17 protein-coding genes are annotated in these 16,853 nt (G+C 60.2%); all 17 read right to left on the bottom strand.

Going from position 1 to position 16,853, the window contains the following annotated elements; translation table 11 throughout:
• Window positions 1–8: 8 nt before the first annotated feature.
• Window positions 9–533, bottom strand: a complete 525-nt coding sequence (locus B7E11_RS17020; protein WP_080836782.1) for a GNAT family N-acetyltransferase — start codon at window positions 531–533, stop codon at window positions 9–11.
• An 11-nt stretch (window positions 534–544) separates the two neighbouring features.
• Window positions 545–1,039 (bottom strand): DinB family protein, encoded by a 495-nt coding sequence (locus B7E11_RS17015; RefSeq protein ID WP_080836780.1) that lies wholly within the window; start codon window positions 1,037–1,039, stop codon window positions 545–547.
• Window positions 1,036–2,310, bottom strand: coding sequence for an amidohydrolase (locus B7E11_RS17010; protein ID WP_080836777.1), 1,275 nt, complete (start codon window positions 2,308–2,310; stop codon window positions 1,036–1,038). The genes B7E11_RS17015 and B7E11_RS17010 overlap by 4 nt, the downstream gene beginning before the upstream one ends.
• Window positions 2,307–3,335: an LLM class flavin-dependent oxidoreductase gene (locus B7E11_RS17005; RefSeq protein ID WP_080836775.1), complete on the bottom strand. Its 1,029-nt coding sequence runs from the start codon at window positions 3,333–3,335 to the stop codon at window positions 2,307–2,309. The genes B7E11_RS17010 and B7E11_RS17005 overlap by 4 nt, the downstream gene beginning before the upstream one ends.
• A gap of 22 nt (window positions 3,336–3,357) precedes the next feature.
• Entirely contained in the window at window positions 3,358–4,110 is a 753-nt protein-coding gene (locus B7E11_RS17000; RefSeq protein WP_080836773.1) for an amino acid ABC transporter ATP-binding protein, read from the bottom strand.
• The gene (locus B7E11_RS16995) at window positions 4,107–4,817 is read right to left on the bottom strand and encodes an amino acid ABC transporter permease (RefSeq protein WP_080836771.1); all 711 of its coding nucleotides are present in this window, start codon (window positions 4,815–4,817) and stop codon (window positions 4,107–4,109) included. Before B7E11_RS16995 ends, B7E11_RS17000 begins: the two co-directional genes overlap by 4 nt.
• Complete coding sequence (locus tag B7E11_RS16990) at window positions 4,807–5,601, bottom strand: amino acid ABC transporter permease (RefSeq protein WP_080836770.1); 795 nt, start codon at window positions 5,599–5,601, stop codon at window positions 4,807–4,809. Before B7E11_RS16990 ends, B7E11_RS16995 begins: the two co-directional genes overlap by 11 nt.
• A gap of 49 nt (window positions 5,602–5,650) precedes the next feature.
• On the bottom strand, window positions 5,651–6,544 hold the full coding sequence (locus tag B7E11_RS16985) for a transporter substrate-binding domain-containing protein (protein ID WP_176220947.1): 894 nt from the start codon (window positions 6,542–6,544) through the stop codon (window positions 5,651–5,653).
• A 184-nt stretch (window positions 6,545–6,728) separates the two neighbouring features.
• On the bottom strand, window positions 6,729–7,613 hold the full coding sequence (locus B7E11_RS16980; RefSeq protein ID WP_080836768.1) for a LysR family transcriptional regulator: 885 nt from the start codon (window positions 7,611–7,613) through the stop codon (window positions 6,729–6,731).
• Between the two features lie 318 nt (window positions 7,614–7,931).
• Window positions 7,932–8,978, bottom strand: coding sequence for an adenosine deaminase (gene add, locus B7E11_RS16975; protein ID WP_080836766.1), 1,047 nt, complete (start codon window positions 8,976–8,978; stop codon window positions 7,932–7,934).
• Entirely contained in the window at window positions 8,978–9,907 is a 930-nt protein-coding gene (locus B7E11_RS16970) for an ABC transporter permease (RefSeq protein WP_080836764.1), read from the bottom strand. The genes add and B7E11_RS16970 overlap by 1 nt, the downstream gene beginning before the upstream one ends.
• On the bottom strand, window positions 9,897–10,952 hold the full coding sequence (locus B7E11_RS16965; protein WP_080836762.1) for an ABC transporter permease: 1,056 nt from the start codon (window positions 10,950–10,952) through the stop codon (window positions 9,897–9,899). The genes B7E11_RS16970 and B7E11_RS16965 overlap by 11 nt, the downstream gene beginning before the upstream one ends.
• Window positions 10,952–12,481 carry an ABC transporter ATP-binding protein gene (locus tag B7E11_RS16960; RefSeq protein WP_080836758.1) on the bottom strand — a complete coding sequence of 510 codons (1,530 nt, stop codon included), beginning with the start codon at window positions 12,479–12,481 and terminating at the stop codon, window positions 10,952–10,954. The genes B7E11_RS16965 and B7E11_RS16960 overlap by 1 nt, the downstream gene beginning before the upstream one ends.
• 103 nt (window positions 12,482–12,584) lie before the next feature.
• The gene (locus B7E11_RS16955) at window positions 12,585–13,691 is read right to left on the bottom strand and encodes a BMP family lipoprotein (protein ID WP_080836756.1); all 1,107 of its coding nucleotides are present in this window, start codon (window positions 13,689–13,691) and stop codon (window positions 12,585–12,587) included.
• Between the two features lie 191 nt (window positions 13,692–13,882).
• Window positions 13,883–14,656: an SDR family NAD(P)-dependent oxidoreductase gene (locus tag B7E11_RS16950; protein WP_080836754.1), complete on the bottom strand. Its 774-nt coding sequence runs from the start codon at window positions 14,654–14,656 to the stop codon at window positions 13,883–13,885.
• Window positions 14,657–14,877: 221 nt separating this feature from the next.
• Entirely contained in the window at window positions 14,878–15,342 is a 465-nt protein-coding gene (locus B7E11_RS16945; protein ID WP_080836752.1) for a cupin domain-containing protein, read from the bottom strand.
• Between the two features lie 168 nt (window positions 15,343–15,510).
• Complete coding sequence (locus B7E11_RS16940) at window positions 15,511–16,173, bottom strand: TraX family protein (RefSeq protein WP_080836750.1); 663 nt, start codon at window positions 16,171–16,173, stop codon at window positions 15,511–15,513.
• Between the last annotated feature and the right edge of the window lie 680 nt (window positions 16,174–16,853).

The following is a 16,853-nucleotide window of genomic DNA, read 5'->3' as shown; positions in this document are numbered from 1 at the left end:
GCCCGCCGTCAATGGAAGGCGGTTTCTTTGAGGCGCAGCCGGTAGCATTTGACGAGCGTTTCCCCGTTGTTGAACTCCTTGTCGCGCGCGCGCTCGAAGCCGAGCCGCTCATACAGCTTCACGGCGTCCGCCATGATATCCGAAGTGTGCAAATGCAAGCTGTCGCTGCCCCACTCGCGCGACCGGCGCGCGCATTCGCCGAGGATCGCGGTGGCGACCCCTTTTCCCCGAAAATCCGGAGAAACGCCGAGCAGCCGGACGATCGGCCCGTTTATTCCGAGTTCGGGCAACCCGTACGCCGCCTCCGACGAATCGAACAGCAGCGCGCTGCCCGCGATGCGCCCGTTCCATTCCGCGACGATCCGCGCCCTCGGGCCGTCTCCCTCGACGGACGCCAAAATCGATTCCCGGTAAGCCGGCCACTTGTCGGCAAGCGGGGCTTCGTACTGCCCGTAGGCTCCCAGCAAAACGCCGCGAATCGGTTCCTTGTCGGCTACGACCGCATCGCGAATGCGAAGTTCGTGTTGCGCCATGAGACCCCCTCCTAAAAGTTTCCGTTTGCCAAGCTTAAACTCGGATCGTCCCGTTTGATCCGGTCGATCTGGCCCAAATGCCGCTGCAAATGCTCCGTAAAAGAGCGGATGACCCCGCTCAGCGTCACCGTCTCGCCGCGGAAATTGACGGCCGACTTTTCGCCGTACTCGGCGGGGATGCGGCGCAGCAGAAGCCCGTTGTAAACGAGCAGCGCCTCGAAAAAATCCAAAATGTCCGCCGCCGAGCCTTCGTTGGCAAACGTTCGGCTCACCCAATCGTCCTGGTCGAAGGCGGGGAGCCTCGCGACGGAGCCGGAAACGATTTCCCGGATCCGGAACGACACGACGAGATGATGATCCGCCAAATGGGACAGCACCTCGGTCACGCTCCATTTGTCCGGCGCCGGCTTGCGTCTCAGCTGATCTTCCGAAAGTCCCTCGACCGCTTCGCGCAGCGGCTTGATCGTATTCAAATAACGCTCGATTTCGTTCGGGCTTAAGCTCATCGGAATCCCTCCTGCAAAATAGTCCCGCCGTCGGAACGATCGCCTGCCGCGCCAGTCTCGCCGGTCCCTGCGCCGGGTTCGGCCGAAGCGTTCCCGGCCGCATGGGGACCGGCCAACCGGCGCAGCGCCTCCTCCGCCGCCGCGGCCAGATAGGCCGCGGCGAGCGGCAGCGCCCGCTCGTCCAGATCGAAGGCCGGGTGATGCCATTCGTGCGGGCCGTTCGTGCCGACGAACGCGAACACGCCGGGAATTTCGCGCTGATAGAACGCGAAATCCTCGCCCGCAAGCGACGGGACGGGCTCGATCGCCTCAAGCCCCGCTTTCGCGGCGGCCGCAAGTGCGGTTTCGATCCAGGACGGATCGTTCGTCACCGCCGGCGGACCCTCGAGCCAGCGAACCTCCGCTTTCGTCCCGAGCGCCGCCGCCACCCCTTCGGCAAGCTGCGCGAACCGCTCCCGGACGAGCCTTCGCGCGTCCGGATCGAACGTCCGCAGCGTCCCCTCCAGCACGGCCGTCTCCGGGATGACGTTCCAGCTCGTTCCTCCCTGGATGCGCGTCACGCTGACGACCGCGCTCTGCAGCGGGCCGACGTTGCGGCTGACGATCGTCTGCAGCGCGGCCACAACATGGGAAGCCGCCACGATCGGATCGGCGGACGCTTCCGGAACGGCCGCATGGCTGCCGACGCCCCGCAGCTCGACGACGAAGCCGTCGGCGGCGGCCATCAGCGGCCCCGCCTTGATCCCGATCCGGCCGACCGGCAAATCCGGCTTGTTGTGCAGTCCGAAAATCGCCCGGACGCCGTCCAGGGCCCCGCTGGCCAGCACCAGCCCCGCGCCCTGCGCCTTCTCCTCGGCCGGCTGAAAAACAAACCGGACCGTGCCCGGCAGCTCCCGCTCCTTTTCCTTAAGCAGAAAGGCCGCTCCGAGCAGCGCCGCCGCATGAAAGTCGTGGCCGCAGGCATGCATTTTGCCGTCGTGCTTCGAAGCGAACGGCAGCCCGGTTTCCTCGCGGACCGGCAGCGCGTCAATGTCCGCCCGCAAGGCGACGACCGGCCCGCCGGCGAAGCCTCCCGCTTCGGCAACCAATCCCGTCCGAAGCGGAACGTCCGCGATCCGTACGCCCGCTTCGGACAGCCAGCCGCGAATCGCCGCCGTCGTCCGGAATTCCTCGTGCGACAGCTCGGGGTGCGCATGCAGCTCCCGCCGAATCGCGACCAGCCGCTCCGCAAGCTCCGCCGTCGGCGTTGGATAAACCGCGGATTCGCTCATCGCCGCTCCTCCCTTCCCGCCGGCAGCTCGGCGAACGCCTCTTTCAGCAGTTCGAACGAACGCTTGCGCCGGGCGAAGTCCTTGATCCCCGTCGTCACGATTAGCTCCTCGGCGCCGAGACGCTCCGACAGCTCCAGCAGCCTGGCGCGGACGGCCGACGGCGACCCTTTCGTCACGTCCGCCTCCCGCACCTCGATCGTGAATCGCTCGTTCGTCTGGCGCCCGAACTCTTCGGCGTGCTCCACGGTTCCGACCGTGATCGTCCGGCCGCTTTCCAGCCTGATCTTCACGATTTTGATCTCCTCGGCCAGCGAGGCCGCTTCCCCGTCCGTTTCCGCGACGATGACGGACAGCGCCAACATCGGGCGGGGGACCGTTCCTTTCCCCCCGTCAAACTTCGCCCTGTAAGCCGCAAACGCCGCCTCCGCAACCTCGATGTCCCCGTTGATAAACAACGCGAACACGTAAGGATGTCCCGTCTGCGCCGCCAGCTCCGCGCTCGCGACGCTCGTTCCGAGCACGTACAGCTCGGCGGGACGGTCGACGGCCGGATACGCCTTGAGCCCCGGCAAGGGGTGATCCTCCGGCAGCCGGTCGTGCAAGTACTGCTCCAGCTCGGCCAGCTTGCCTTCGAGCGGCGTCGGCTCCGCTACCCCTTTTTGCAGCGCCTTCGTCGAATTCGGCAGCCCGCCCGGAGCCCGGCCGACGCCGAGCTCGACGCGGCCCGGGGCGAGCGCCGCGAGCACGTTGAAGTTTTCCGCCACCTTGTACGGGCTGTAATGCTGCAGCATGACGCCGCCGGAGCCGATGCGGATTTTCTCGGTTTTCGCCAGCAAATACGCGATCAGCACCTCCGGGGACGATCCGGCGACCTGCGCGCTGTCGTGATGTTCGGACACCCACAGCCGCTCGTAGCCGAGCCGTTCGGCAAGCCGCGCGATTTCCAGCGTGTGCGCGAACGCGTCCGAGGCGTTTTCCCCTTCGAAGAGAGGACTTTGATCCAAAATGCCCAGTTTGATAACCACGTTCCATCATCCTTTCCGGGGACTAAATCGAATAGCTCGCTTCGGGGAGCACCCGTTTCAAAAACTGCTTCGTTCTCTCCTCCTTCGGCCTTGCGAACAGCTCGGCGGGCGTTCCTTCCTCGACGATCGCTCCCCGGTCCATGAAGACGACCCGGCTGGCCACGTCCTGCGCGAAGCTCATTTCATGGGTGACGACGATCATCGTAATGCCCTCCCTGGCGATTTTGCGGATGACGTCCAGCACCTCGCCGACCAGCTCCGGATCGAGCGCGGACGTCGGTTCGTCCAGCAAAATCGCGTCCGGCTCCGGCGCCAGCGCCCGGGCGATGCCGACCCGCTGCTGCTGGCCTCCGGACAGCTGGCTCGGATAAGCGTCCAGCTTGGCGCCGAGGCCGACCTTTTCCAGCAGCCGGACGCTCCGTTCGCGGGCTTCGGCCTTCGGCAGCCTCCGCACGACGACGAGGCCCTCCATCACGTTTTCGAGCGCCGTCTTGTGGCGGAAAAGGTTGTATTGCTGGAACACCATCGTCGTCTTGCGCCGCAGCTCCAGCACTTCCTTCCGCTGCGCCCGGCCGGCGCTAACCCTCGATCCGCTTACCGCCACCTCGCCCGAAGTCGGCTTCTCCAAATAATTGATGCAGCGCAGCAGCGTCGTTTTTCCCGAGCCGCTCGGTCCGACGATGACGACGACTTCTCCTTTTTCCACCTTCAGGTTGATGCCCTTGAGCACCTCCTGCTTGCCGAACGTCTTGCGCACTTCCGTAAGCTCGATCATGCCACGCCTCCCCGGTTATAGGCGCCGATCCGTCTCTCGATGAGACCGGACGCGCGCTCGATCGCGATCGTCAAGCCCCAATAAATGACGGCGGCGGCCAAATAAGCCTCGAAAAACTTCCAATTCGTCGCGGCGACGATTTGCGCCTTCGCGTTGATATCGACGACCGAGACGGTAAAAGCGAGCGTCGAGCCGTGCAGCATCCCGATGACCGAATTGGACAGGTTCGGAAGGCTGGCGGCCAACGCCTGCGGAAACACGATCCGGCGAAGCGCCTGCGGCGTCGTCATCCCGACCGATAGCGCCGCTTCCAGCTGTCCCCGGCTTACCGCCAGCATCCCCGACCGCACCACCTCGGACAAGTAGGCCCCCGCCGTAATCGAAAAAGAAATGTAGGCGAACCCGATCATCGGAATCGACGCCGCGCGAAAGCCAAGCCCGAGCCCCTGCGCCGTTCCGTCGATCAGAATCGGGAGGCCGAAATAAACGATCAGCAAATGCGTCAGCATCGGCGTGCCGCGAACGACCGCGACGTAGGCGGCCGCAAGCCGGCCCAATACGGGCACCTCGTATACTCTCAGCAGGGCGGCGACCGTGCCGATGACGAACCCGCATGCGACCGACACGAACGTGATGAGCAGCGTCGTCGGAATCGCGTCCAGCAGCCGGACGAACGCTTCGGCGATAAATCCTCCGTCAAGCTTCATCGGCATGCGCCTCCTTCCATGAAGCGCGGCCGGCGGATCCCCGGAACAAGCCGCGAACTTTCCTCGTTGCCCGTCCCGAGACCGATGCTGCTTCCCGATCGGGCCGCTCGAATTTCAGCAGCTTCCGCTCGGCCGTCCGGAACAGCCGTTCGAGGATGAGGCTAATGACGAAATAAATGGCCGCAAGCGAAACATAGGCTTCGATAAAATGCTGCGTGGCGGCGACGAGCGACTGCGCCTTCCCCGTCATCTCCATGACGCCGAGCGAAAAGGCGAGCGACGTGTCCTTCAGGTTCGCGATGACCTGGTTGGCGAGCACCGGCACCGATACGGCCAGCGCCTGCGGCAGCACGACGCGGCGAAACGCCTGGAAGCCGGTCATCCCGACCGCGTAGGCCGCCTCGGTCTGCCCCCGGTCGACCGCTTCCACCGCCGCGCGAATCGCTTCGGACAGATAAGCCGCCGAATGGAGCGCATAGGTCAAAATAACGAAGAAAATGACGGGCGTCCGGCTGACGTCGACCTCGACGAGCTTGAGCAGCTCCGGCAAGCCGTAATAAATCAGAAACAGCAAAATCAAAATCGGAGTGCCGCGGAAAAAGGATACATACAATTGCGACAGCTGCTTCAGCAGCGGCACCTTATACAGCCGGGGCAGCGCCACGACGAGGCCGATCGCGAGTCCCAGCGCCATCGACGCCGCGACGATCAGCAGCGTCGTATGCAAGCTGCCTAGCAGCTTGGGGATAAATTCCAGGACATAACGAAGCTCGGGGTCCTTCATCCCGCTATTCCCTCCCTACCGCCGGGCCGGCGGCGATTCGCAGACCCCTTCAGGTTCCGGTTTGCGTGAAATCCTCTCCGAACCATTCCAGGCTCAGCTTCGATATGGCGCCTTCCGACTTCAATTCCCGGATCGCGTCGTCTACCCGGTCGGCAAGCCGCTGCGCTTCGGGGTCGTCCTTGCGGAACACGAACAAAATATCGGCTTCGCTCAGCGTTTCGCCCGCCGTCTTCAGCTGTCCCTCGGGATCGATCAGCTGGAGGGCGAAATCCGCGGCGAGCGTCGCGTAAACGCGGCCTGACACGATTTGCGACACCGTATCGTTCGCGGCTCCGTTCTGGTACACGATTTCGATCGCGTCGCCGTTGTCCTTGTTGTAGTTTTCGAGAATCGTCGCCTGCGCGCTCGTCGCCGTCGTCAGCACCTTCTTACCTTTCAGGTCGTCGAGCGTCCGAATGTCGTCGCCGTTGTCCTTGGCGACGACGATTTTGTTTTTCCACGCCGCATAGGGCTCTTTGTTAAACAAATATTTCTGCTCGCGCTCCGGGTTTTTCTCCATCTGATGGGCCACGATGTCGATTTTTTTCGTTTCCAGGCTGAGCAGCAGGTTCGTGAATTCCATCGTTTGCAGCTCGAACGCATAATCCGGCAGCCGTTCGTCGATCAGCCGGACGAGCTCCACGTCGAATCCGGTCAGCTTGCCGTTCTCGTCGATAAAGCACACGTTGGGAAACTGCGTTCCCGTTCCGACGATGATTTTCTTCGCTTCCTGCGAAGGCTGCGCGCCGGCGCTCCCCGAAGCCGAAGGCGATCCGGCCGAATCGGAAGCCGCGTTCGGGGAGGCGTTCCCCGCGCCGGAGCCGCTTGCCGCATTAGGGCCCGCGCTGCTTGCGCCGCAGCCGGCCAGCAGCGCGGCCGCGGCGCAAATCGCCAGCAGGTTCATGGACAGACGGAACGGCGTTTTTCTCGTTTTTTTCAAGATATACCCCTCCACTCGAAGATAACTTATAATTCCTACTTGTTAAGTTTGAATTATTGGAATCCAATGTATCACCCGGCGCCGACGCCCGTCAATGCGCGGGACAATAGAGAAAATCTATCGATCGATGCAACAATTGAATAACCGGTCAACCGCCAAAATTCAGCTTGCGGCCGATCCGCAGCAGCGCTCGCACGATGTCCTCGTGCTCCCCTTGTGCGGTTACGATGTTCGTCTGCATCGAAATGCCGGCCGTCTCCGGGAAATGGACCGGAAGCAGCCTTCCCTCCGCCACTTCCCCCCGCACGCACATAGACGGCAAAAAGCAGATGCCCGCCTTTTTCATGACCAGTTTTTTGGCCATTTCCGAATTGTCCGTCTGGATGACGACGTTCGGCGGCTGCCTCAGCGACTCGAAGATCCGATGCACCCGCTGCCAGTCGAGCGCCCCGCACTCGAAAAACACGAGCGGCTGACTTCCGATCGCTTCGACGGTCAAATCGTCCTTTTCGACGAACGGGTGGCCTTCGTACACGTGAAGCCGGATCGGGTCCTCGTAAAATTTGACGGAGGCCAGATTCGGATGGGCGACGCTGCGCACGAAGCCGATATCGATTTCCTTGCTCAGCACTTTTCCGACCAGCTCGTCGGTCACGCCGGTCGTGAATTTGAAATGCAAGTCCGGGTATTGCTCCTGGAGAAGCGGCAGCAGTTCGGGAACGACGTAATGGGCGACCGATACCGTGCAGCCGATGCGCAGCTCGCCCGCGAGCTTGCGTTTTTGCTGGACGTGCTGCCGTCCTTTCTGGTACGTTTGCAATATCTGCTGGGCATAAGGAAGGAATCGCTTCCCCTCCTCGGTCAGCACGGCCTGCTTGCCGAGCCGGTCGAACAGCCGGCAATCGAGCTCCCGTTCGAGCGACTGGATGCGCGCCGTCACCGAGGGCTGGGACAGAAACAGCGCTTCGGCGGCTTTGTTGAAGCTTCCGAAATGAATGACGTAGACGAAAGCTTCCATATTTTCAATGTTCATGCCCTCTCCCCCCTGCGCTTGCATTTCAAGCGGCGCTGCGGAATTCCCGGTGAATGACAAAAAAGACCGCTCCCCATATCGAATGAGAAACAGTCTCCGGTTTTCCGGTCGTCTGCTAGATTAAGTTCGCTATATAATTAGTATTCCGATTAATTTAGTTAATATTAAACCAAGGGAAGTTTGTTCGTCAACCGCCGGCGATACTCAACTCAACAGACCTGGATTTTGTGCAACCTGGCGAGGCCTGATCACTCGATAAAAAAAGACCGTCCCCCGCGGCAAAGTCGGGAAACGGCCTTGGACCATCCGATCGTTATGTTATCCTACCTCGATTCCGAGCTGCCGAAGCTCCCGGACAAATTCCTTGCGCAGCTCCGCCTTCTCCGTCTCGTCCAAAAAAGCCGCCTCCACGCCGTTTAAAATCAGCCGCCCGATTTCCGGCATCGTAAAGCCGAACTTGTCGATCAGCACGGCGTATTCCTTCGTCATGTCGGTGTTCGAGACGGTCATGTTGTCGGTATGGACGGTAACGAAGAGGCCTTGGTCGAAATAATCGCGAATCGGATACGACTCCCAGTCTGCCGCGGCCTTCGTCTGAATGTTGCTGAACGGGCACATTTCCAGCGGAACCCTGCGCTCCCGGACGAGCGCAAGCAGCGCCGGATCTTCCTTCGTCCGCACGCCGTGGCCGATGCGGTTCGCCCCGAGCGCTTCGAGCGCGCCCCGCACGCTTTCCGGTCCGGCGGCTTCGCCAGCATGGATCGTAATCGGCATGCCCGCCTGCAGCGCCGGCGCGAACGCATCGCGGTGCGCCTCGGGCGGATGGCCGGCTTCGGGCCCCGCCAGGTCGACCGCCGCGACGCCTTGATCGCGCAGCCGAACAGCGGCCTCGACCACCTCGCGGTTGGCCGCGACGGAATGATTGCGCAGGCAGGCGGCGATCACCCGACCTTTGACGCCGAATGCCGCTTCGCCTCGCGCGAGCCCCCGCACCGCGGCGAGCAGCACTTCGTCGACCGCAAGTCCTTTCTCCCGATGAAGCTGCGGGCCGAGCCGTACCTCGACATAGCGCACGCCGTGTTCCGCCGCTTGCTCCGCCAGCTCGAACGCCGCCCGCTCAAGGGCTTCCGCGGTATGCAGCACTTTCGACGCCCAATGGAACTTGCTCAAGTAGTCGACAAGACTGGCGCATTCGTCGCCTACGGTCATGTACGGGCGCATGCCCTCGCCGCCGGAAGCCGGCAGCTCGATCCCCTGCGCCTGCGCCAGTTCGACGAGCGTGGACGGCTTCAAGCTTCCGTCCAGATGAATGTGCAAATCCGTTTTCGGAAGCCTGCGCAAAAGTTCCGTTTCTTCCGTCCGCATCAGGTCTCACCTCTCCGGAAATGTTTGCCGGACGCAGCCGGCGCGCGGTTGCGATTGCGGTATACGACGAGCACGACGATCGTCAGGATGTAGGGCAGCATTTGAACGAACTGAACCGGGATGTCGAACACCTGCAAACGAATTTGCAAGCTTTGCGCGAGGCCGAACAGCATGCTGCTGCCGAACGCCCCGACCGGATTCCATCCGCCGAAAATCATGGCGGCCAGCGCGATATAGCCGCGCCCGGCGACCATGTCCCGGTTGAAGAAATGCACGTCGCCGATCGAAAGGCAGGCGCCGCCGATTCCCGCCAGAACGCCGCACAGGATGACGCAAATGTATTGCATTTTGTACACGTGCACGCCGAGCGTATCCGCGACTTGCGGATTTTCGCCGATGACGCGCACCCTCAGGCCGAACACCGTCTTGAACAGCACGATCCACGTCACGATGACGACGGCGATCAGCAAATAAAACAGAATGTTCATATTGCCGATGATCGGGCCGATAAACGGAATGTCTTTGATCAAGGGAATCGATAAATTGGTGAATCCCTCTACGTCCGGCGATTTGCCCTTCGAGTCCCAGATCGTCATCAGCAGCACGACCGTCAAACCCTGCGCCAGCAAATTGATGCCGAGACCGCTTATAATATGATCCGTCTTGAACGCGATCGTAAGCACCGCATGCAATAACCCGACCAGCCCGCCGCCGATCATGGCAATAAGCAGGCCTCCGTAGGCGCTGCCCGTAATATAGGAACCGTAAACCCCGGCAAAAGCGCCGGTCAGCATCATGCCCTCGATGCCGATGTTGACGATGCCCGCCCGTTCGCACAACAGGGCGCCGATAGCGGCGAAAGCAATCGGGACGGCAATTCGCAAGCAGCTGGTCAGCAGCGAAATCCAATAGTCCAGATTAACTTCCATGTTGATTCACCCGCTTCTTGCGTAATTTGTATTTGCGAACGAGCCAAGGCGTCGCGACGAAAATGACGACGAATGCCTGAATCATGACGACGAAATCGCCGGGAATGTCCGTATGCCGGTCGAGGCCCGTCGCTCCGGCGCGAAGAGCGCCGAACAGCAAGGCGGAAAACAGAATGGCGATCGGATTGTTTCGGGCCAGGACGGCGACGGCAATTCCGTCGAATCCGTAGCCCGGCGAGATTCCTTGCAAAAAGTAGTGGTGCACGCCGAGCACTTCGACGCCTCCGGCGATCGCCGCGAAAAAGCCGCTGAGCAGCATCGCGAAAATCATGCGCCATCCGATCGAAATGCCGCCCGTGCGAGCCGCGTCCGGATTGAGCCCGACCGCGCGGATTTCATAGCCCGGCACGGTGTACTTCATAAACCAGAAGAGGAACAGCGCGCAACCGATCGCGATAAACAACCCGACCGTGAGCTGGCTGTGCGGAATGAGCGTCGGCAACTGAACGGAAGCGGCCACCTCTTCCGTCCGCGGCACCATGCCTTCCGCCTTGAACGTATAATTGACGAGATACGCGGTAAACAGCGTCGCGATGTAGTTCATCATGATCGTTACGATGACTTCGTGCGCTTTCCACTTCACTTTCATGTATGCGGCGATGCCGGCCCACAGGGCGCCGACGATGCCGCCGGCGGCGAGCGCGATAAAGGCGTGGATGAATCCGGGCACGCCCGTCATATAAACGCCGACAAGCGCCGCCGTCATGCCGCCGAGATAAAGCTGACCTTCGGCGCCGATATTGAAAAGTCCGCCTTTGAACGCGATCGCGACCGCAAGTCCCGTCAAAATAAGCGGCGTCGTTTTGGCGAGGGTCTTGCCCCATGCGTCGGCGTCGCCGAATGCGCCCTGCGCCATCGTGCCGAACGCCTCGATCGGCGAATGGCCGCCGATCAGCAAGACGACGCCGCTGACGACAAAGGCGGCCAAAATGGAAAGAAACGTCGTTGCCCCCGTCTTCAGCCATGCGTTCGAACGTTGTTCCATCAGCTGCTCCTGCCTCCTTGCCGATCATGCGTCCCGCCGGTCATATAAGCTCCGAGCTCGTATTCGTCAAACGCGTCCGCACGGTCGAACGCGACGATCGAGCCTTCGTAAATGACGGCGATTTTATCGCTTAGCTTGCGGATTTCATCCAGTTCGGCCGAGATGAGCAGCACCGCTTTGCCTTGATCGCGCATGGCGATCAATTGTTCGTGGATGTACTCGATGGCTCCGATATCGACCCCGCGCGTCGGCTGGGCCGCGATGATCACGTCCGGATTTTGCGACAGCACGCGGCCGATGACGACCTTCTGCTGGTTGCCGCCGGAAAGCGACTTGACCGGCGCTTCGACGCTCTCGGACTTGATCCTGAACCTGGAGCGAATTTCATTGGCGTAAGTTTTGAGAAAACCGGTTTTGATGACCCGGCTTTTTTGAAAGTCGGCGCGGTTGTGGTAACCGAGCGCGATGTTTTCCTTTATGGAAAAGTCCCCGACGAGCCCGAGCTTGTTGCGGTCCTCCGGAATATGTCCGATGCCCAGCTCGATCATCTCGGAAGGGGATCGCTTTGTCACATCCTGGTCTCGTAGCTTGACCGTGCCGCTGTCGAGCGGGCTTAAGCCCGTCAACGCTTCGATCAGCTCCGTCTGTCCGTTGCCTTCCACCCCGGCAAGCCCGACGATTTCCCCGGCGAGCAGTTCCAGGTTGAAGTTCTTCAGCACCGGAACTTTGCGAACGCTTTTGTTGCCGTCTTTAACGGACAGCAAGGGGACGCGATGTTCATAGGTCGACGGCGGCGCCGCGTCGAACGATACTTTCCGCCCGACCATCATTTCGGCCAATTGATTCGAATTCGTTTCGGACGTGCGCACGGTGCCGATCAGTTTTCCGGTGCGCAAGATGGTCGCGCGATCGGCCAGTTCCATCGTTTCTTTCAATTTGTGCGTAATGATGGTGATCGTCTTGCCTTCGCTCCGAAGCTCCCGAAGCACGCGGAACAAATCGTCTACCTCAAGCGGCGTCAGCACCGCCGTCGGCTCGTCCAGAATCAAAATGTCCGCCTTGCGGTACAAAGCCTTCAAAATCTCGACGCGCTGCTTCGCGCCGACGGGCAAATCCTCGATCTTTGCCTTCGGATCCACCTTGAGTCCATACTTGACCGAAATCGCCTCGACTTCCTGAAGCGCCTTGCCCATGTCGAAAAACGCGCTTCGCTTCGGCTCATAGCCGAGAACGACGTTTTCCGCGACGGTCAAATTGTCCACGAGCATAAAATGCTGGTGAACCATGGCAATTCCGTTCCGAATGGCAACGGAGGGGCTGGCGATTACCGTTTGTTCCCCGTTCAGCCGGATCTGTCCTTCGTCCGGCTGGTACATGCCGTAAAGTATTTTCATGAGTGTCGTTTTTCCCGCGCCGTTTTCGCCAAGAAGGCTATGGATTTCGCCTTTTTCCATCGTGAAGGTGACGGAATCGTTCGCGACGGTGCCGGGGAAACGCTTGGTTATCTTAGTCATCTCCACCGCGTTCATGGCTGCCCCTCCGTAAAGTTGGTAGCTCCGTTAAAGAGAAATAAGGGTATTTTGAGAATACCCTTATTTCTGTCGTGCTTATGGGATTTGCTTGTGGCTGAAATCAGGAATTTTTGTTGTTTGCAAGGAATGGATCGACTTCTTCGAGGGCGGCCGGAACGACAAGCTCGCCGCTCGCGATTTTTGCCTTCAGTTCTTCGGCCTTGTCGATGAATTCTTGCGGCGTTTCGATCGTCGCGCCTTCTACGGAATAGCCTACGGCTTCTTCCTTGACGCCGAGGCTTTGAATGCCGGCCTGCCAGCTTCCGTCGATGATCGCTTGAATTTGGTTAAAGACGACGTTGTCGACCCGTTTGACGGTCGTCAGATACAGGGCATCCGGATCCTGGGAAGGAATCATGTCGGCGCCGACCGCCCATTTTCCCTTCTCCTTGGCGGCGTTGTATACGCCCAGACCCGAGGCGCCGGCTGCTCCGTATACGATGTCGGCGCCGCCGTCATACATCGAAATCGCCATTTCCTTGGCCGTATTGGAATCGTTCCAGCTGCCGACGTAGTTCACCAGCACGTTCACGTTCGGATCGATGTATTGCGCGCCGGATTTGAAGCCGGCGACAAACGCGTTGATGAGCGGGATGTCCATGCCGCCGACGATGCCGATCGTTTTGGATTCGGACTTTTGCGCGGAAACCGCGCCGGCGAGGAATGCGCCCTCCTGGTCTTTGAAGACGGCGGAAGCGACGTTCGGCTTGTCGACCGTCGAGTCGATGATCAGGAACTTCTGATCCGGGAACTCGTCCGCCGCTTTGGAAATGGCGTCCACCTGGTCGAAGCCGATGCCGACGATCAGATCGTATTCGCCGTCCTTCGCGAAATCGCGATGGTAGCCTTCGTATTCGGCAATATCCGTCGGTTCTACGTAATCATACTCGATGCCGAGCTCGCTTTTTGCTCTTTCGGCGCCGGCATACCCGTTGTCGTTAAACGATTTGTCGCCAAGCCCCCCGGTGGCGAACACGATCGCGACCTTGACGTCGCTTGCGGCAGCCGATTCCGATGCCGAAGCGGTCGGACTTGCCGCGCCGGATGCGGTCGGGGATGCGGAAGGCGAACTTCCCGCGTTGTTGTTGTTGCCGGCGCCGCATGCGCCGACGACGAGCGTCAAAGCCATAAGGCATGCGCCGAGGGTGAATTTGCGTTTGCTGCTCATTTAGATATCTCTCCTCCCCGGTTAAGGGTTTTATATGCACCAGCGCCGATTGGCGCGGATGTGCCGCTATTCTTCGCATGGCCGCGCTAAGGCCGTTTATCATCGCGACCGCGCAACGGCCATTTATCATCGCGACCGCGCAACGGCCGTTTATCTTCGTGACCGCGCAACGGCCGTCATCAGCCGTTACGTCAGACCGCGGTTTCGCCGCCGTCCAGCGTAAGCTGGGCCCCCGTAACGTTGCGAGCCCCCATGGAAGCAAGGAAAACCGCCATCGAGGCGACGTCCTCCGGCTTCTGGAACCGCCCGAGCGGGATTTTGCCGTATAAGTACTTCCAGGCGCCGTCGATGTCCGTGTCAAGCTCGACGGTCAAGTCCTGGGCTACCTGCGCGATCATATCCGTCTCGACGGTTCCGGGGCAAATCGAATTGACCGTAATGTCGTGCGGAGCGAGATCGAGCGCCGTCGCCCGGGTCAGTCCCAGCACGGCCGCCTTGGAGGCGCAATAGCCCGCGCAATTGCGGTGGGCGTGCGTCCCGCCGATGCTGGACAAATTGATAAAAGCGCCGGGCAGCTTACGGTCGATCAGCGCATTCGCCGCCGCCCTCATGATCACGAACGGGGCCGTTACGTTTACGCTCATGATCTTGTTCAGCAGCTCCGTCGAATGCTCCTCGAACGGGGACTGCTTGTAAATGCCGGCGTTGTTGACCACGATTTGAAACGGCCGGCCGTTCAAGCCGTCCGTCACCGCCCGCTCGACCGCCGCTTCGTCCGTAATGTCCAATTTCAGCGAAACCGCTCCGGGGATCGGCTCCATGTCGAGCAAATCGATGGCGAGCACATCGGCTCCCATGGCGACGAACGCTTCCGCGATCGCCCTTCCCGAACCTCTGGCCGCTCCCGTAACCAACGCGGTGCCGCCTACCAACCGATGAATCGCCAAGCCGTTCGTGTTTGCCATATGTCATCCCTTATATTCGAAAAAATGAATTCTGCCGGCCGGCATTCGCGATCCGACGCGATTGAAAATCTATCATGTCAAATATACTTACATTATAATTTAATTAAGTTTACAGTTTTCTTTTTTTGCTGTCAATATAGATCGAGAGAGGCTGGAAAAAGGCGTTTTTTCAAGCTTCGGTCCTAATCTTCCCAGCTTATCCCAACCTTATTACGCGATCGTTATTTTGCCGGGTCGATCAGTTTGAAATCGTCGAAATGGAAGGCGGGAGCGACGATGCACGTCACGAATACGGGCTCGTCCGTCAGAGGAGTCGCCGTCTGCCACGCGCCTGCCGGGACAAGCGCTTGCGGGCGCTGGCCGGCCGCGATATCCATGCCGAGAACGATGCGTTCCTGCTCCTCCGGCTTGTCCCCTTTGCCGCCGAGCGTCAGTTGCAGCGGGCCGCCGGAGTGGAACAGCCACAATTCGTCGGACAATACCGTGTGCCACTCGGAAACCTCGCCGGGGTGGAGGAGGAAGTAGACGGAGCTGGCCGCCGCGCGGGCGGAAGAATAGGCGGGACCGAGCACGTCCTTGGGAATTTCGACGGATGCGCGCCACATTTCCCTATACCAGCCTCCCTCCACGTGGGGCTGAAGATCCAGGGCCTGGACCAGAGGGGATAATTTCGGTTGCTGCGTCATGATGTTTCTCTCCTTGCGTTCGTTTTTTTGCTAAATAGAGTGTAATCAATTTCGGGACAATGTTCAATTCCGCTTTGAATTCCGAAGGAAAAGAAGGCCTATCCCCATTGTCGTTCGGACGGACGAATAGCGGCGCGCGGGCGGACGGCTCATCCGTAGGAAGGCTCGTTACAGTTCCCAGGGCAGAACGCCGTAGTCTTCCCCGTACCACCAAAAACCCGCCAGCGCGAGCAACGCCAGATGACCCGGATAAAAGGAGAGCCACAGCCAGCGCGGAACGCGTTTTCGGTCCCATTTTTCCAGCCAACTGCCGCCGAGAACGACTAGCATCGTCGGAATAATGCTGAAAAGTTGAACCCACCATCCGTGGTACACGAAATAAACCACGTTCAGTCCCCCGTGGACGAGCAACCAGTAATCCCGCGGAACGTAGCGGAACATCAGCACCAGCGCAAGGCAGTACGCCCCGTATTCGAACGGCAGCCATTCCAGCAGCGCGGCGCCGGCGAGGCCAACGATCGCGGCTGCCGGTCCGTTCCCTTTAAAGCGATCCAGAAGCATCATGACGATCAGACACGCCGCGAACGTGCCGATGACGTTGATCCGCTCCCACTGGAACGCGATCATGTAAGGAATTTGCGATATCCCGGCGAGCGCGGCAAGGCGGAAGAGGTATCTGCGCACGTTGCGGGTGCGGCGGTAGCCGAGCGCGATGCCGTACGCATACAGCGGAAACGCGATCCGGCCGATCACTCGCAGCAAATCCAGATCGGGAAAAAAGATAAAGCCGATATGGTCGATCAACATCGTCAGCATGGCCAAAATTTGCAAGGGCGTCTCTCCTTCTCGCACTTGTAGGGCGAACGTATCCTGCTACTACAGCCATTTTACACCATTGTTCGACGGAGCGGTAATCGCGGCGGATTTGACCATTGGGGATTTTGCCATTGATATTTACCGGCATTCCCGCCGCTTAACCGACATGTAGTCCGTCCGATCCCCTTCTAGCCCGTCAAACCCTACTCCAACACGCCATGTAGTCCGTCTGATCCCCTTCTTGCCCGTCAAGCCCGCTGCTTAACCACCATGTAGTCCGTCTGATCCCCTTCTTGTCGTCAAGCCCGCCGCCTAACCGACATGTAGTCCGTCTGATCCCCTTCTTGCCGTCAAGCCCGCCGCTTAACCACCATGTAGTCCGTCTGATCCCCTTCTTGCCGTCAAGCCCGCCGCTTAACCACCATGTAGTCCGTCTGATCCCCTTCTTGCCGTCAAGCCCGCCGCTAAAGCGCCATGTAGTCCGTCTGATTCCCTTCTTGCCATCAAGCCCGCCGCTTACCCGACATGTAGTCCGTCTGCTCCCCTTGTTGTCGTGTTACGGCATTTTTCCTCGTTCACACGCTCGTTTCAGTGCAATGTAGCGCACCCCATGCACTACATGCGAGCTCACACGCTCGTTTCAGCGCAATGTAGCGCACCCCATGCACTACATGCGAGCCCATACGCTCGTTTCA

The organism is Cohnella massiliensis (assembly GCF_900169535.1).
GTDB classification, from domain to species: domain Bacteria; phylum Bacillota; class Bacilli; order Paenibacillales; family Paenibacillaceae; genus Cohnella; species Cohnella algarum.
Note: the sequence above shows the minus strand (reverse complement) of the source record. Positions and strands in the feature narration are given on the sequence as shown.

What these genes read in the sequence shown, in the direction of transcription:
- B7E11_RS16980 (WP_080836768.1), bottom strand. Translation starts at nt 7,613, where the DNA reads ATGAACATTGAAAATATGGAAGCTTTCGTCTACGTCATTCATTTCGGA.
- B7E11_RS17020 (WP_080836782.1), bottom strand. Translation starts at nt 533, where the DNA reads ATGGCGCAACACGAACTTCGCATTCGCGATGCGGTCGTAGCCGACAAG.
- B7E11_RS16945 (WP_080836752.1), bottom strand. Translation starts at nt 15,342, where the DNA reads ATGACGCAGCAACCGAAATTATCCCCTCTGGTCCAGGCCCTGGATCTT.
- add (WP_080836766.1), bottom strand. Translation starts at nt 8,978, where the DNA reads ATGCGGACGGAAGAAACGGAACTTTTGCGCAGGCTTCCGAAAACGGAT.
- B7E11_RS16970 (WP_080836764.1), bottom strand. Translation starts at nt 9,907, where the DNA reads ATGGAAGTTAATCTGGACTATTGGATTTCGCTGCTGACCAGCTGCTTG.
- B7E11_RS16960 (WP_080836758.1), bottom strand. Translation starts at nt 12,481, where the DNA reads ATGAACGCGGTGGAGATGACTAAGATAACCAAGCGTTTCCCCGGCACC.
- B7E11_RS16995 (WP_080836771.1), bottom strand. Translation starts at nt 4,817, where the DNA reads ATGAAGCTTGACGGAGGATTTATCGCCGAAGCGTTCGTCCGGCTGCTG.
- B7E11_RS17000 (WP_080836773.1), bottom strand. Translation starts at nt 4,110, where the DNA reads ATGATCGAGCTTACGGAAGTGCGCAAGACGTTCGGCAAGCAGGAGGTG.
- B7E11_RS17010 (WP_080836777.1), bottom strand. Translation starts at nt 2,310, where the DNA reads ATGAGCGAATCCGCGGTTTATCCAACGCCGACGGCGGAGCTTGCGGAG.
- B7E11_RS16990 (WP_080836770.1), bottom strand. Translation starts at nt 5,601, where the DNA reads ATGAAGGACCCCGAGCTTCGTTATGTCCTGGAATTTATCCCCAAGCTG.
- B7E11_RS17015 (WP_080836780.1), bottom strand. Translation starts at nt 1,039, where the DNA reads ATGAGCTTAAGCCCGAACGAAATCGAGCGTTATTTGAATACGATCAAG.
- B7E11_RS16950 (WP_080836754.1), bottom strand. Translation starts at nt 14,656, where the DNA reads ATGGCAAACACGAACGGCTTGGCGATTCATCGGTTGGTAGGCGGCACC.
- B7E11_RS16955 (WP_080836756.1), bottom strand. Translation starts at nt 13,691, where the DNA reads ATGAGCAGCAAACGCAAATTCACCCTCGGCGCATGCCTTATGGCTTTG.
- B7E11_RS16965 (WP_080836762.1), bottom strand. Translation starts at nt 10,952, where the DNA reads ATGGAACAACGTTCGAACGCATGGCTGAAGACGGGGGCAACGACGTTT.
- B7E11_RS16985 (WP_176220947.1), bottom strand. Translation starts at nt 6,544, where the DNA reads ATGAACCTGCTGGCGATTTGCGCCGCGGCCGCGCTGCTGGCCGGCTGC.